Annotated in this window: 12 protein-coding genes and 1 pseudogene; 2 read left to right on the top strand and 11 right to left on the bottom strand. The window is 67.0% G+C overall.

Translation table 11 applies throughout. The annotated features are described in order from the left end of the window. Nucleotides 1-46 precede the first annotated feature (46 nt). Nucleotides 47-1162: an S-methyl-5-thioribose-1-phosphate isomerase gene (gene mtnA, locus KBY96_RS10810; RefSeq protein WP_254979382.1), complete on the top strand. Its 1116-nt coding sequence runs from the start codon at nt 47-49 to the stop codon at nt 1160-1162. Here the strand turns inward: mtnA and htpX are convergent. The 8 genes and pseudogenes from htpX to KBY96_RS10765 all read right to left on the bottom strand — a co-directional run bounded on the left by htpX (nt 1144) and on the right by KBY96_RS10765 (nt 8835). Then, nucleotides 1144-2040, bottom strand: a complete 897-nt coding sequence (gene htpX / locus KBY96_RS10805) for a protease HtpX (RefSeq protein WP_254979381.1) — start codon at nt 2038-2040, stop codon at nt 1144-1146. The two genes, mtnA and htpX, sit on opposite strands and share 19 nt — an antisense overlap. A gap of 725 nt (nt 2041-2765) precedes the next feature. Then, a complete protein-coding gene (locus tag KBY96_RS10800; RefSeq protein ID WP_254979380.1) occupies nt 2766-3581 on the bottom strand; it encodes an endonuclease/exonuclease/phosphatase family protein in 816 nt (271 codons plus the stop codon). Nucleotides 3582-3682: 101 nt separating this feature from the next. Then, the gene (locus tag KBY96_RS10795; protein ID WP_254979379.1) at nt 3683-5350 is read right to left on the bottom strand and encodes a hypothetical protein; all 1668 of its coding nucleotides are present in this window, start codon (nt 5348-5350) and stop codon (nt 3683-3685) included. A gap of 213 nt (nt 5351-5563) precedes the next feature. Continuing rightward, complete coding sequence (locus tag KBY96_RS10790; protein WP_254979378.1) at nt 5564-5890, bottom strand: hypothetical protein; 327 nt, start codon at nt 5888-5890, stop codon at nt 5564-5566. Nucleotides 5891-5999: 109 nt separating this feature from the next. Next, complete coding sequence (locus KBY96_RS10785; RefSeq protein ID WP_254979377.1) at nt 6000-6809, bottom strand: hypothetical protein; 810 nt, start codon at nt 6807-6809, stop codon at nt 6000-6002. 180 nt (nt 6810-6989) lie between these two features. Further along, a pseudogene (locus KBY96_RS16545) lies at nt 6990-7929 on the bottom strand (integron integrase). A 142-nt stretch (nt 7930-8071) separates the two neighbouring features. Next, on the bottom strand, nt 8072-8560 hold the full coding sequence (locus KBY96_RS10770) for a phosphatase PAP2 family protein (RefSeq protein WP_254979374.1): 489 nt from the start codon (nt 8558-8560) through the stop codon (nt 8072-8074). Further along, nucleotides 8545-8835: a hypothetical protein gene (locus KBY96_RS10765; protein ID WP_254979373.1), complete on the bottom strand. Its 291-nt coding sequence runs from the start codon at nt 8833-8835 to the stop codon at nt 8545-8547. Before KBY96_RS10765 ends, KBY96_RS10770 begins: the two co-directional genes overlap by 16 nt. 128 nt (nt 8836-8963) lie before the next feature. Between KBY96_RS10765 and KBY96_RS10760 the strand changes: the two genes are divergently transcribed. Continuing rightward, nucleotides 8964-9635, top strand: a complete 672-nt coding sequence (locus KBY96_RS10760; RefSeq protein WP_254979372.1) for a class II aldolase/adducin family protein — start codon at nt 8964-8966, stop codon at nt 9633-9635. Here the strand turns inward: KBY96_RS10760 and KBY96_RS10755 are convergent. From KBY96_RS10755 to KBY96_RS10745, 3 genes are read right to left on the bottom strand one after another with little or no spacing between them, the layout of a single operon-like run. Next, nucleotides 9605-10960: a sodium/glutamate symporter gene (locus KBY96_RS10755; RefSeq protein WP_254979371.1), complete on the bottom strand. Its 1356-nt coding sequence runs from the start codon at nt 10958-10960 to the stop codon at nt 9605-9607. The genes KBY96_RS10760 and KBY96_RS10755 overlap by 31 nt on opposite strands. Before the next feature lie 12 nt (nt 10961-10972). Further along, nucleotides 10973-12349, bottom strand: a complete 1377-nt coding sequence (locus KBY96_RS10750) for a sodium/glutamate symporter (protein ID WP_254979370.1) — start codon at nt 12347-12349, stop codon at nt 10973-10975. Then, nucleotides 12346-14286 carry a prolyl oligopeptidase family serine peptidase gene (locus KBY96_RS10745; protein WP_254979369.1) on the bottom strand — a complete coding sequence of 647 codons (1941 nt, stop codon included), beginning with the start codon at nt 14284-14286 and terminating at the stop codon, nt 12346-12348. The genes KBY96_RS10750 and KBY96_RS10745 overlap by 4 nt, the downstream gene beginning before the upstream one ends. Nucleotides 14287-14337: the final 51 nt, after the last annotated feature.

Genomic DNA, 14337 nt, shown 5'->3' with positions numbered 1-14337 from the left:
TGGACGGAGATGATCAGGGCATCCCTTCCGCCCTCACCCCGCAGCCATGAACATCGACGGCAGGCCCTGGCGCACGATCTGGCTGGAGCCCGACGGGCGCTCGGGCCTCCACGCGATCGGCGTGATCGACCAGACGCTGCTGCCCCACCGCTTCAGCACCCGAAGCCTGCGCAGCTGCGACGAGGCGGCCGAAGCGATTCGCACGATGGTGGTGCGGGGGGCGCCACTGATCGGTGTGACCGGGGCCTACGGGCTGATGCTGGCGCTGCAGGCCGATCCCGGTGATGGGGCGCTGGCGGCGGCGTTCGAGCAGCTCAATGCCACCCGGCCCACGGCGATCAACCTGCGCTGGGCCCTGGAGCGGGTGCGGGCGCGGGTGCAGCCGCTGCCCCCGGCCGAGCGGGCCGAGGCGGCCAAGGCGGAGGCGGGCGCCATCGCCGATGAGGACGTGGCCATGGGCGAGGCGATCGGCGAGCACGGCCTGCGCCTCTTGCAGGAGCTGGCGGTGGCAAGGCCAGCCGGCCGCCAGGGCGAGCCCCTGAACGTGCTCACCCACTGCAACGCCGGCTGGGTGGCCACGGTGGACTGGGGCACGGCCCTGGCGCCGATCTACAAGGCGCACCGGGCCGGACTGCCGGTGCACGTGTGGGTGGATGAGACGCGGCCGCGCAACCAGGGCGCCAGCCTCACCGCCTGGGAACTGGGCCGGGAGGGGGTGCCGCACACGGTGATCGCCGACAACGCCGGCGGCCATCTGATGCAGCACGGCCAGGTGGATGCGGTGATCGTGGGCAGCGACCGCACCACCCGTTGTGGTGACGTGTGCAACAAGATCGGCACCTACCTCAAGGCCCTGGCTGCCCATGACAACGGCGTGCCCTTCTATGTGGCCCTGCCTGGCTCCACGATCGACTGGGCGATCAGCGATGGGCTGGCGGAGATCCCGATCGAGGCCCGCGGCGCCGAGGAGGTGACGTACATCCAGGGCCTGGGCGCCGACGGGTCGATCACCAGGGTGCGGCTCACACCGGAGGGCAGCACGGCCTTCAACCCGGCCTTCGATGTGACGCCGGCGCGGATGGTGACCGCCCTGATCACCGAGCGGGGCGTGGCGCCGGCGAGCGAGGCGGGGCTGCGCGGGCTTTACGGGGCGACCGCCTGAACCGCCTGGGCCTCGCGCAGGGCGCGGATGCGGTCTTCGAGGGGCGGATGGCTGGCGAACAGGCCGAGCAGGGCCGGTGGTGCGGCGATCTTGAGGGTGTCGAAGGCGGGGCCATCGCGCCGGTCCGCCAGCTGCACGGCAGCGCCGAGGCGCTCCAGGGCAGCCGTCATGGCTTCGGCACCCACGAGCGCGGCGGCGCCGGCATCGGCCCGGTATTCCCGGTGGCGGGAGAACCAGGCGGTGACCAGCGATCCGGCCAGGCCGAGCAGCAGCTCGAAGGGCTGCACCAGCAGCGGGGAGGGAGCGCGAACGCGGCCCTGCTCGTCGCTGCCGCGGGGCAGGGCCAACCACAGCAGCCGTGCCAGGAACAGCACGAAGGCGTTCACCACCCCCTGCAGCAGGGTCATGGTCACCATGTCGCCATTGCCCACGTGGCTGAGCTCATGGCCGAGCACTGCCTCCAACTCGGTCGGTGGCATGCCCTCGAGGATGCCGGTGGACACGGCCACCAGAGCGCGATCGGGGGAGGGCCCGGTGGCGAAGGCGTTGAACTCGGGCGCGGCGTAGACGCCCACATCGGGCATCGGCAGGCCGGCCTTCCCGGCCAGGGCGGCCACGGTGTTCACCAGCCAGCGGGCTTCCGGAGCGCTGGTCTGATCCACAAGCTGCACGCCCATGCCGCGGATCGCCGATTCGCGCGACAGCTGCAGCGAGATCCAGGAGCCCACGGCCCCCCAGAAGAAGCTGCCGATCAGCAGGGGGATGAAGGGAAGGTCGCTGGGCAGGAGACCGGCGGCGGTGGCCAGGCCGAGCAGCACGGCGATTGTGGCGACCACCGCCAGGTTGGTGAGCAGAAACAGGCTGGTGCGCAGGGCCATGGTGCGACGCGACGCGGATCACCCGCAGTGGTAGCAGCGGTGGAGCGCCTTGGCGATGGCGCCAGCTTGGCGTACGACCTGACGCCGGCACCGCTGGTGAGCGGCCTGATCAGAGCGCGGGGCGTGGAGCCGCCGAGAGAGGTAGGGTTGCGGGTCTTTCTGGGGAGAAGGGGTGAACAGGCGGGCGGTCAGTCTGTGGCTGGTGGTGGGCGTACCCGTCACCGTTTCTTAGTTAACGCATCGAGTTCACGGGCGCCGCCCGCAAGGAGGCGACCCGTGCAACGATTGGTTATATCTCTAGCTGAATGGGATCTCATGAAGATCTTCTTCGGAACACCTGGCGCACACAAAGCCGTGCAGAAGCCGGGTTTCTGCCTTTTGTGATCCCGGGCCTATCCCACGCCTGATGGTTCGAAATCTCATCTTTCCCTTGCAGCTCGGACAACGGACGGGAACCACCCGAAACAAGATGAAATAGGCGCAAGCCAATGGCGCGACCACCACGAGCAACCCCCAGAAGAACGCGCCTCCAAATCGTGAGTTGGCCAATATTATTCCACTTAGACCGATGACAACCATCACCAACTGGACAGGTATCCATGCCAATTTAGGATGCATCTCGATTACACAACCACGTAGCGATATAACGCTGCCCCTGAGTGGCAGGCAAATAGTCTAAAACGCAAGCAGAGAATCGCTGGTGGCCTGTCCACTCAGGGGGCATGTTAGGCATCATTGGGAAGATCCACTCGAACTACGAGAGGCATGTGATCGCTCCATTGCAACCACTGGTCTGATTCACCAACCCAAGCTGAACAGTCACCTAGCCATGCAACAGGCGCGAAGGCGTAATCGATGTGATACGCCTTGGCAGGATTCCGCTGTAAAAAGAAGGTTGGCTCCGGTTCTGAACCCTGCGGAATTCCGCGACTACGGTGGTAGACGCTCTCCAGGCCCATTTCCGAGAGCTCTCTGACTACATCAGTGTGGTTCCACCAGCGATCCCATTTATCCCAGCGGACATTGCTATTCAGATCTCCCGCGATCACCATTGGCTGAGTTGAAAGCACGGCGCGGTGAGCTTGAATGAACTTCCAGAGCTGTCCAATGTATTGGAAGGTAGGTGAGTTTGCTTGCCGAGTCCATGCAGCCACGAGCAAGAAGCTATCGTGAACCTGGCACGGAAGAAACGATTCGAGTTTGCCTAGATCAAGATCAACAGGGGCAAGCTTTACTCCGGGAGCAGCGAACACTCCAAGCCCCTTGTGCCTATTCTGTCCAGTCCACAGATAGTTCTTCGCCCATGACTTATACGAAGCACTCGTGGAGCGTCCAGGATCCTCGCACTCTTGGATGACGGCAATATCAAAATTCAAGGCGTCTAAAGCATCGAGCTTGTTGCGCAATGCACCATTGCAGTTCCAGGTTACGATATGCATACGCTTAACGCTTGCCATCGCCTGGCCGCAATGAGCTGGCGGAGAAAGCAAAGGCTTATATGGAGGCGGCTCAGGTGGATGGTATTGTTCGGCGGCCGTCATGGCCTCTGTGCGGTCAGATGAGGAGGGAATGCGGCGCAATAGATCTGGGTAATTCAGCAAGCCCTAATTCCAGAGAGATCCGGTTGGGCACTGTTGTGCGTTCAGCTGAACAGCATGTCGAGCCCCTTCAGGTGGTTTTCGGCGGCCTGACGCGTCGTGTCCCGGTACTCGCCGACCGCCTTCTTCATCGGCTCGGCAAAGAACCTGGCGGGTTCGGGCAGCTCTTTGAGCTGGAGCTTCTCGATCGCGCCGCCCGCGCTCCTGATCTCCTCGGCCTGGTCGAACGTTGCCTTCACCATGTGGCCGAGCACCAGCTGTTCGAGCAGCACATTGTCGAAGGTGACCTCCGGCAGCCGCTTGCGGATGTCCGGAATAAGCTCGCGCCTCACCAGCTTGAAATCGAGAATGATGTCGATCAGGAACTGCGACACCCAGCAGGGGCCGAGCGTCAGGTAGAGATGCTTGCGCGCCGCCTCGCCCAGTTCGAGCACCGGGGCATCGCGGTAATATTCCTGGAAGCCGACGGCCTCGAAATGGCTGAAGACCACCGCCGCGTGGAAGCACGAAGTGCCGAAGCCCGGCGGGCAGAGCCAGACCGCCAGGTTCTGGAAGTAGCGGCCGATTTTCTTCCAATCATTGGTGTTGGCGATGGCGATGTTGTCGATGTTGACATCCATCCAGTGGTGCCACGTGCTGTCGGTCGCCACGCGGCCGACGCCGGCGCGGTGCCCGTCATAGACCGAGATCATCGGGTTGTTGACGCGGGCCGCCTGCGGCCCCTTCCCGAAATTGTAGGGCGGATGCCCCAGATTGCTTCCGACCGCGATGATCTGCGGCGCGGGCTTGTCGCCGCCGTCGATGGCATCGGGATATTCTGGCTCGTTCTTGAACTTCTTCTTGGCCGCAAGATCGGGTTCGGGAACGCACCAGCCTTCATGGGCGTGATCGGGCATGACGTTGATCGGCCCGAGCTCGGGGTGGCACAGCACGGGGTGCGGGCGGCGCTTGTAGTGGATGAACGAGATCCGCACCGAGGCATCGGGCAGCCAGGTGATCGGCTGCACCGTCAGGTCGCCCTGATGCGGCGTGTTGTCGAGGGATTGCGGGCCGCCGGGCGCGCCGGGCTCGAACGCCGCCGAGGGTGGGCGCAGCGTGTCGATCCGGGTGGTGCCGAACTGGGTCGGAACCCCGTCGGCATTGGTCCAGCGCCGCATCGTGCCGAGCCGGGGAATGCGGTGGCACATCGACGCGCCCAGATAGTGGTGATCGCCCGTACCGAACAGGCCGCCCTTCTTCTCCGTCATCCATTCATCGAGCTTGGTCAGCTCGGCATCGGTGGAGGGGAAATTGCCAGCAGCCATGATCGGGCTGTCGTTCGTCGTGCCGTTGTTGTCGGGCTCGAAGCCGAAGCACCAAATCTGTTCGTACTGGTCGATCACGGCCGCGCCGCCATCGAGCATATTGAAGCGGAAATTGGTGTATTTCGGCTGCGTCGGCGAAGGCGAGGCGACCACCGCGGGCGAGCCGAGCCCGCGCTGGGCGATATCGACCCGGAACCGCAGGCAGCCGATCCGGGTGTTGCGGATAAGCTCGATCACGCGCGAGATGCCGAAGCCGTTCGGCACGGGTGCGACGGCAATGCTGGGATCGACCACGACCAATATCCGCGCCGTCCGCACAAGCCGCCATTTGTTGAGCAAGGCCTTGATTGCCGGGTCGTAGACTGGGTGGACGATGAGATCGGGGCCGAAGCTTCTGATGTCTGGCATGTCTCTCCCCTAGTCAGGCAGCGCGTAGGAAGTACAAGCACCAGTCACACACGACCGGATATTCCGATCTTGGCCCCTGCGTGCAACACTGTCAACCAGGCCGCAACCGTCCGCACGCACCGATCCCCGGCCCCATTGAGCCGCATTCCCGCCGCACGAGCACACCGCTCCCCCGCCGCGGCCGGCCAGCGGCCGCGGGTTCACCCCACACCGTCAATCCACAACATTGCCCTCGCCGGCAGCGCTCCCTTGCGCAGCCAGCGGTGCCCGGCACCCCGCCTGATCGAACCACGCCGCGGTCAGCGTATCCAGGAAGTAGCACTTGTTGTGATCGACGATCCGGAAGTGCTTGGACTGGGTCGCGGTTGGGAAGACGAGCCCGATGCAATGCCGGCGAATCTGGCCCGCTACGATCTGGTGCGGGTTGTCGGCGTGAAAGGTGTACAGGCCAGCCGCAATGACGTCGCCGTAGACCTCGGCGACCGTCATCGCCGACCCACGCAGTCGCATCACCTCTTTCACCGCCTCGAGGATCGACATGGCCTCCTCGAAGCGACTCACCTCCCTAGCCGAACGCCCATCATCACCCGCCCGTAGGGACCATGGCCAATGAACCTAGATTCTGAAACGGGCCGGGTGGATGATGATGTTAGGTATTTTTGTTCATGATTGCCGCATCAATCATGAACTGTGGAGCAACTGGTCGGAATGCCGAACCAAGTATCGCCCCCATGGAACCATTCAAGTCAACGGCGCAATACTCAAGAGCAATGGCATTCTCTATAGGGGATCCGTCCCAGCAATACACGACAAACTTGACACGGGATGTGTCTTTCAAGAAACGTTTGGTAGCAGAAATAAGTGCGACCTGATCGATGGATCCGTTGCCTATATCTAACTTGATGAAGATCGCGCCGTTCATATCCCTGGGAAGCTGGCTCCGGTGACTCTTTAGGAAATTCAAGGCTTGGTCTTGGCTGCGGAAGATGTTTCGCCGAGCTTTAACCTCGACGTTTAGGCTTGCATATGTTCCGAAGCCTTTAATCCTGAGGTCGAAATCCTCTCCCCTGACTTGAGACGGGATTACCAGCTCAACCGAGCAGGACTCCTTGTAAAACAGATATGCGACAACTGCCTCATAGTATGTAGACTCAAAATTATTGCTATCGTTTTTCTTGAGAAAGTCGTGGAAGCCCGGGCTCCCTTTTAGACACCAAAGCACGTGTGCAAGATGAATGACGCGTACGTCAGACTTCTGTGCGAAGAACTCCTGCTTCTTCCCGAAAGAAGTACATTCGCTTGCCCAGAACTCACCACCGAGAGAGTTAATGATAATGCTTTGCGCCAGTGCCAGCTGAATGGGTTCCTGTTCGCAAATGCCAATCTCACGGAGCTCAGCAACTTGCTCTATAAGCATCTCTGCGGTCAGGTCTTCTGGCCCTGGCAATCGATGCTTCACGCTTGGATACCTAACAGTGATTCGGCAGTCCACAGAAGCTCGCGCCAGCCAATTCTTTGTCGCATAAGCTGCGAGAGTTCACCTCCTCGACTTTCGACAGTTTAGCTGTAGCAAGGCTTCTTGGGGATCGCTACCTGCTTCATGGATTGTTACGCGGTCCGCGGAAGATCTCTCCATTCCTCAGAGCAGGTCTGCGGGGCTGCGAACTCCTGAGGGACCGCGATTCAGCACATGGGTATAGATCATGGTGGTTTTCACATCGCTGTGGCCGAGCAGCTCCTGAATCGTGCGGATGTCGGCTCCCTGCTCCAGAAGGTGTGTGGCGAATGAATGGCGGAAGGTGTGGCAGGTCGCCGGTTTGCTGATCCCCGCGGCCTGCACGGCTGCGCGCACGGCGCGCTGCACAAGGCTGGGATCGAGATGGTGCCTTCCCTCGATGTTCTGCCGTGGAGTTGCCCCATTCCCGGGCCGCGTTGCGGTATTTCCTCTCCAGGGTATGGGGCAACTCCACGGCACTCCAGCCGGCAGCGAGATCGGCGTGGTGCACACGTCTCACGCCCTGCAGGTGCCGCTTCAGGGGCTCCACCAGGCTGGAAGGAAGCACAGTGCGCCGGTCCTTGTCTCCCTTGCCGCAGCGCACGGTGATGCAGCGCTGCTCCAGATCCACATCCTTGATCCGCAGGCGGAGCGCCTCCATCAGCCGCAGGCCACTGCCATACAGCAGTTGGGCCACCAGGCTCTCGGCTCCATCGAGATGACCCAGTACGGCGCGAACCTCCGCCACCGTGAGCACTACGGGAAGGCGCGGCCGCCTTCGGGCGCGGATCACCCCTTCCAGGTTCCCCACATCACTGCCGAGCACCCGGCGATAGAGAAACAGCAGTGCCGCCAGGGCCTGGTTCTGCGTTGAGGCACTCACGTGCTCCTGCGTGGCCAGATGGCTGAGGAAGGCATTGATCTCAGCCTCTCCCATCTCCCGGGGATGCCGCATCCGGTGAAAGCGCAGGTATCGCCGCAGCCACTGCTCATAGGTCGCCACCGTCCGCCGGGCATAGCGGCGCACCTCCAGCTCCTCACGGAATCGCTGGATCAGGCCTGCAGGCTTGGCCTCGGATGTCATGGTCATGGCCTTGGTGGGCTGTCTCAGGATTGCCCCGCCATGACTTCCTCAGTTCGCTCCAGCCCACCTGCCCCCATGCCGCCGGCGACAACGGCGTGCCGTACTACGTGGCGCTGCGTCACCCCGGCCAGTGAGGACGGCCTCAGCAGGCTGTACGGCGTGGCTGCCGATCCAGCCAGCGCCGCAGCCGTGCCGGGGTGAGCGCCCGGATCCAGTGTTCCAGCAGGGGCACGATGCGGCGCTCGATCGGACCGTCGAGGCCGAGCCCTTGGTACAGCCCCACGGTGATCAGTCCCATCGGGATCGAGCCGCAGAGGATGTCGGTGAGCCAGTGGGCCCCGCTCATCAGCCGCGGCAGGGTGAACAGCACGGCGCCGGCGGCGGCGCTCCAGCGGGCCCAGGGTTCCAGGACGCGCCAGCCATAGAGGGTGAGCGTGAACAGGATCAGGCCATGGTCAGCGGGGAAGCTGCCACGGGACGCGTCCTTGGTGCGGATCCAGGGCGTCAGCTCGCTGAGCCGCTGGCTGCCCGGCAGCTCCAGGGTGGGGCTGAGACGGCTGAGATCTACCCACTTATAGATCAAGCCCTGGGCCAGCAGGCCCAGCAGCGCCCCGATCAGAGCATGGACCAACAGCGTGGCCCAGCGGGGGGGCTGCTGCTGCGGCCCGAGAACAGAAACAGGCCCGCCATGGTGAGGGCTGCCGGCAGGTCGAACAGCCGGTGGTTGGTGATGGCCCAGAGCCCATCCCAGAGCGGGCTGAGGCCCAGGCTGGCGTTGGTGATGGAGAAGAACCAGCGGTCGAGCCCGTCCCACAGCGGCCGGATCGGCCCTGCTGCCAGCCAGGAGGCCAGCAGCAGTGGCCCCGCCAGCACCATCAGCAGGCCCTGTCGTCTTCGGCTGCGCATTGGGCTGGCGGCAGGCGGGGGCAGGTTAAGTCGTCGTTAAGGCGACGTTCCCATCGAATCAGGCCTCTGCCCTCGGCATCGGGATTCCGTCGCCGGGTCCGTAGGGTCACCGCAGCAGGCGATCCGCGATGGCGCAGGCGAGGGAACAGAGCCGGCGCCAGCTGCTGGCCGCCGCCCAGCGGCTTTCGGCCCTTGGTCTCAACCAAGGCACGGCCGGCAACCTCTCGCTGCGCCTGGGCGACGGGCTGTTGATCACCCCCAGCTCCCTGCCCTGCGAGCGGATGGGCACCGAGGACCTGGTGGAACTCGATGCCAACGGGCGGGTGCGCCAGGCCGCCCCGGGGCGGCGGCCCTCCTCCGAGTGGCGCCTGCACGCCGACCTTCTGCGCAGCCGGCCCGAGGTGGGGGCCGTGGTGCACTGCCACTCGATCCGGGCCACGGCCCTCGCCTGCCACGGGCGCGGTATCCCGCCCTTCCACTACATGGTGGTGCAGGCCGGTGGCGCTGACATCCGCTGCGCCGCCTACGCCACGTTCGGCGGCCAGGAGCTGTCCGATCGTGCCCTCGAGGCCCTGCGCGCGCGCAGGGCCTGCCTCCTGGCCCACCACGGCCAGGTGACCCTGGGCCGGGATCTCGACCAGGCCGTGGCGCTGGCTCTGGAGGTGGAGACCCTGGCCCAGATGTATCTCGAGGCTCTGCGGCTGGGGGAGCCGCCGCTGCTTGAGGCCGCCGAGATGGCCCGGGTGGCCGCTCGCATGGCCGAGCTCAACTACGGCGCCGCCGATCCCGCCGGCAGCTGACGGGCCATGCGGGCGCCGAACGCGAGGGAGGTGGCCGTCAGGCCCAGGGCCAGCAGGGTCCACAGCGGCAACCCCAGGGCCACCAGGGCGATCGGTGCGAAGGCCGTGATCAGCCCGCCGCCCAGGAAGGGTTCGAACACCAGCTGCTTGAACGAAAAGGCCTCCAGAGCGGGGCTGCGGCCATAGGGGTCGGCCATGCGCAGCAGCAGGAGTCCGGTGGCCGTGACTCCGGTGCTCTGGCCGAAATCGGCGATCGCCCGCTCGAACCAGGCATCCCGGAACAGCCGCGGCCCCAGCCACAGGAACACGCTGACGTTCCAGCCCAGGCCCACCAGGGCCAGCACCAGCAGCGGCAGCCAGGCCTCTTCCACCAGGGGCAGGTTGAGGCTGGCCATGGCCGCGGCGATCAGCACATCCATGGCCAGCGACCCGATGCTGCGCTGGGCGCTCACCGATGCCAGGCGGGGATGCCCCTGCCACCGCAGCAGCTGCTGCACCAGCAGCCCCCCCACCATGGCCAGGGGGAACAGGGGCAGGGCACTGAACAGCTGAGCGCTCTCCTGGCCGCCCAGGGCGCCGGCCAGGCTCACCAGAGCCTGGCGCAGCAGCACCCCCAGGCCGATGGCGCCACCGATCAGGGCCAGATTGAGGGTGAAGCCGTCGATCGTGGCCGAATGGGACGCTGCCGCCGCAACCTCAGGGCGGGCCGCTGAGCGGGTCATGGCCTGAGGCGGCTCCTGCAGCAGCCACTGGCGCCGGCGGCCGATCACCACCAGCGCGCTGCCCACCAGCACCCCCGCCAGCACGCCGATGGTGGCCATGGCCAGGCCCAGGGCCTCGCCCGACTCCAGCCCCAGGCGGCTGAAGGCGGAGCCCATGCCGGCCGCGGTGCCGTGGCCGCCCTCGAAGCCCACTTCGATCAGACAGGCCATCAGCGGATTGGTGCCCAGCAGCGGCCGCAGCACCACCAGCACCACCAGTCCACCCACGAGGTACTGACCGAAGCCAAGCACCATGCCGAAGGCGGTCTGGCTGGCGGCCCGCTGCCACAGCACGCGGCGGCTGGGCAGGGTCTGGCCGATGAACAGGCTGGCGAACACCACGTTGATCAGCACCCCCGGGGTCTGGCTCCACACCGTGTAGACGCTCTCCGGAAACAGGCGCAGGGGGCTGAAGGGGCCGATCGCCAGCCCCAGCAGGCCCGCCACCAGCGCTTCCGGCAGGCCCAGGCCGCGCAGCAGGCCCCAGCGCTGCCGCAGGGCGGTGGCAAGGAGCAGCAGCAGGCTGAGCGCCACGAAGGCGATCAGCACATCGAACAGCTTCATGGGATGGGGGGCTCAGGCCTGCCGGCGTGCCAGCAGCAGGGCCAGTGTGATCCAGAGCACGGTGAGTGCGAAGCAGAGCGCGCACCACAGCGGCAGCCCCCAGCTGTGCACGGCCAGCGGTGCCGCCACCGTGACCACCCCGCCGGCCAGCACCGGCTGCAGCAGCAGTTGCTTGATCGAAAAGGCGGGCAGAGCCTCGCTGCGGTTGCTGGGGTCGGCCATGCCCAGCAGCAGCAGGCCGCTGGCCGCCACGCCGGTGGCCTGGCCGAATTCGGTCACGGCCCGCTCGAACCAGTCGACGGGCAGCACGCGGCGGGCCAGCACCAGCACCACCAGCAGATTCCAGCCCAGGCCGGCCACCGCCAGCACCGTGAGCGGCAGCCAGTTCTGGGTCAGTTGGGCCAGGTTCAGGCCTGCCATCGCCGCGGTGATCAGCAGATCGGTGGCCAGCCCCCCCAGCCGGGTCTGCAGCTGGGGCGAGGCCAGATCGCTGAAACCGCTGCGCTCCAGCACCAGGCGCACCAGCAGCGATCCCGCCAGGGCCAGGGGATAGACGGGCAGGGCGTCCACCACTGTGTGCCAGGCCCCCTGGAGGGGGGTGGCAGCCCAGTCCAGGCCTGCCTGCATCAGCACCCCCAGCCCCACCGCCAGGCCGGCCAGCCCCAGGTTGAGCATCAGCACGGCCGCCTGGCCCCGCTCCCGACCGGTGGCCGGAGCGGGCAGGGGGCAGCTGGGCTGGTGGGGGCTGGCGGCGGGCTGCGGGAGTGCCGCCTCGAGGGCGAGCGGCTCGAGGGCCATCAGCCACCCACGGCGCTGGCCGATCACCACCAGCACTCCCCCCAGCACCGTGGAGCTGAGCAGCCCCACGGTGGCCATCGCCAGGCCCAGATCGCCGCCTTCGCCAAAGCCCAGGTCGGCATAGATCGGCCCCATCACCGCCGCACTGCCGTGGCCGCCCTCGAAGCCCACCTCGATCAGGCAGGCCATCAGCGGATTCACTCCCAGCAACGGGCCCAGCACCAGCAGCACCGCCAGGGCCCCCATCAGGTACTGGCCGAAGCCCAGCGTCAGCCCCAGCAGGGTCTGGGCGGCGGCGGGTCGCCAGAAGCTCTGCAGGGCGGGCAGGGGGCGCCCCAGCATCAGGGTGGCGAACACCAGGGTGAGCAGGATCGTGGGCAGGCGGGCCCAGAGCTCCTCCACCGCTGCTGGCAGCAGCGGCCAGGGGCCCTCGGGGCCGATCGCCAACCCCAGCAGCCCGGCCACCACCGCCGCCGGCAGCCCCAGTCGCTGCAGTCCCAGGGCCGGCCCGATCGCCCGCCCCAGCGCCAGCAGCAGCCCCAGGGCGGCGAAGGCCAGGGAGACCAGCGAGAAGGCCGGCAGGACGTTCACGGTGCGGCCAGGCCGAACTGGCGGCGGAAGAAGGCTTCGGTGGCCTCCAGCACCTGGAGCTGCACGGCCCCGTCGCGGAAGCCATGGCCTTCGCCGGCGAAGAGGTGCACCTCCACGGGAATGTCGTTGGCCGTCAGGGCCAGCGCCATGCGCTCGGTCTGCTCCGGCGGCACCACGGTGTCCTCCAGCCCCTGGAAAAGGATCACCGGGCAGCGGATGCGGTTGGCATGGGCCAGCGGGGAGCGGGCCGCGTAGGTGGCGGCGGCCTCGGGCCAGGGCCCGATCAGGCCATCGAGGTAGCGCGCCTCGAAGCGGTGGTCATGCACGGCCAGGGCCGCCGGATCGCAGACCGGATAGCGGCAGGCGGCGGCCCGGAACACGTCGCTGAAGCACAGGGCTGCCAGGGCGGTGAAGCCGCCGGCACTGCCGCCTTCGATGGCGATGCGTGCGGCGCTGGCCTTCCCCGCCCCCACCAGGGAGCGGGCGGCGGCGGCGCAGTCGGCCACATCGACCACGCCCCACTGGCCGTCGAGGCGCTCGCGGTAGGCCTTGCCGAAGCCCGTGGAGCCGCCGTAGTTCACATCCACCACCCCCCAGCCGCGGGAGGTCCAGAACTGGATCGCCAGGCTCAGCCCTGGCCGGGCCATGCCGGTGGGACCGCTGTGGCCCTTCACCAGCAGGGGGGAGTGGGCAGTGGCGCCGCCGATCGGCGGGTAATACCAGGCATGGGTGCGTTCGCCGCCGTGACCGGCGAACCACCAGGCCTGGGGCCGGCTGATCGCCTCCGGCGCCAGCGGGCAGACGGCCACGGGGGTGTGCTGCCAGTGGCCGCCGGCCAGCTCCAGTTCCAGCAGTCCCTGGGGCGTGGTGGGGGAACTGGCCACCGCCACCAGCCGTCCATCCTCGGCGCTGAGGCCGGCCAGATCGTCGAAGGGCAGGGCCAGGGGCTGCCAGGCCTCAGCCCTGCCCACCAGCTCCGTCTCCAGGGCCACCCGGCCCAGCTCCCAGACGCCTTCCCGGCAGGCCGCGGCGATCAGCTGGCCCCCGTCCCAGGCGCTGGTGCGCATGCCATACACCCACTGGGGCATGGCGAACTCGGCCGCCATCGGCAGCAGGCTCTGCCAGCGGCCGGAGCGGGTGTGCAGCCGCTGCAGGTTCCACCAGCCGCTGGTATCGCTGGCCACCACGAGCTCATCGCTGCCCAGCCAGAGGGGTTGAAACACCGAGACGGCCTGGGCATCGGTGGCGCTTGATCCGGCCACCACCCGGGGCTCGTGCAGGCTGCCGTCGGCGGCCACCTCGGCCAGCCACAGCTCGCTGCGCTCCCAGGGCATGTGCGGCTGCTGCCACTCCACCCAGGCCAGCTGGCCGCCGTCGGGGCTGAGGCAGGCGTAGCCGCAGAAATCGGTGGGCCGGTGCAGCACGGCGGGCTCGCCGCCGGCCAGCGGTACCGCCACCAGCAGGTCGCGCCCATCGGCCTCCATCACGCCGATCCAGCGCTGGCGGGAGCTGTCGATCAGACCATCGGCGAAGGCCCGCTCGCCAGGGCTGGTGAGCGCTTGGGGCGCCTCCTGGGGCCGGCCGCTGGCCGGGTCCAGCCGGCAGCGCCAGAGGCAGCGGTCGCCGTCGTGCACGAACACCAGCGTGTTGGCGTCGACGGCATAGCTGCCGCCGCCATAGGCATGCACCCGGCTGCGCAGGTTCCACGGCGGCGGGGTGAGTTCCACCGCTGCGCTCTCACCTTGCCGAGCGGCTCGCATCATCAGGGTGGTGCGGCCCCCCTCCAGGGGGCGCTGCTCCAGCCAGAACAGCCACCCGCCGCGCAGCAACGGCTCGCGCAGGCTGGGGGTGCGCCCCACCACCAGGGCCGCAGGTAGGGGCAGGCCCGCGGGCGGGGGCAGGCCCGCTATGTGCGACTGCCGCATCGACTGCCGCATGGGGGATGCCGCGACCGGTTCTTGGTTGATGCGCCTTAAACTGGCACAACC

It is taken from the genome of Cyanobium sp. ATX 6A2 (assembly GCF_024346355.1).
In the GTDB taxonomy this organism is placed as follows: domain Bacteria; phylum Cyanobacteriota; class Cyanobacteriia; order PCC-6307; family Cyanobiaceae; genus NIES-981.
Note: the sequence above shows the minus strand (reverse complement) of the source record. Positions and strands in the feature narration are given on the sequence as shown.

What these genes read in the sequence shown, in the direction of transcription:
- KBY96_RS10790 (WP_254979378.1), bottom strand. Translation starts at nt 5,890, where the DNA reads ATGTCGATCCTCGAGGCGGTGAAAGAGGTGATGCGACTGCGTGGGTCG.
- KBY96_RS10760 (WP_254979372.1), top strand. Translation starts at nt 8,964, where the DNA reads ATGGCGCAGGCGAGGGAACAGAGCCGGCGCCAGCTGCTGGCCGCCGCC.
- KBY96_RS10765 (WP_254979373.1), bottom strand. Translation starts at nt 8,835, where the DNA reads ATGCGCAGCCGAAGACGACAGGGCCTGCTGATGGTGCTGGCGGGGCCA.
- KBY96_RS10755 (WP_254979371.1), bottom strand. Translation starts at nt 10,960, where the DNA reads ATGAAGCTGTTCGATGTGCTGATCGCCTTCGTGGCGCTCAGCCTGCTG.
- KBY96_RS10795 (WP_254979379.1), bottom strand. Translation starts at nt 5,350, where the DNA reads ATGCCAGACATCAGAAGCTTCGGCCCCGATCTCATCGTCCACCCAGTC.
- KBY96_RS10745 (WP_254979369.1), bottom strand. Translation starts at nt 14,286, where the DNA reads ATGCGGCAGTCGATGCGGCAGTCGCACATAGCGGGCCTGCCCCCGCCC.
- htpX (WP_254979381.1), bottom strand. Translation starts at nt 2,040, where the DNA reads ATGGCCCTGCGCACCAGCCTGTTTCTGCTCACCAACCTGGCGGTGGTC.
- KBY96_RS10800 (WP_254979380.1), bottom strand. Translation starts at nt 3,581, where the DNA reads ATGACGGCCGCCGAACAATACCATCCACCTGAGCCGCCTCCATATAAG.
- mtnA (WP_254979382.1), top strand. Translation starts at nt 47, where the DNA reads ATGAACATCGACGGCAGGCCCTGGCGCACGATCTGGCTGGAGCCCGAC.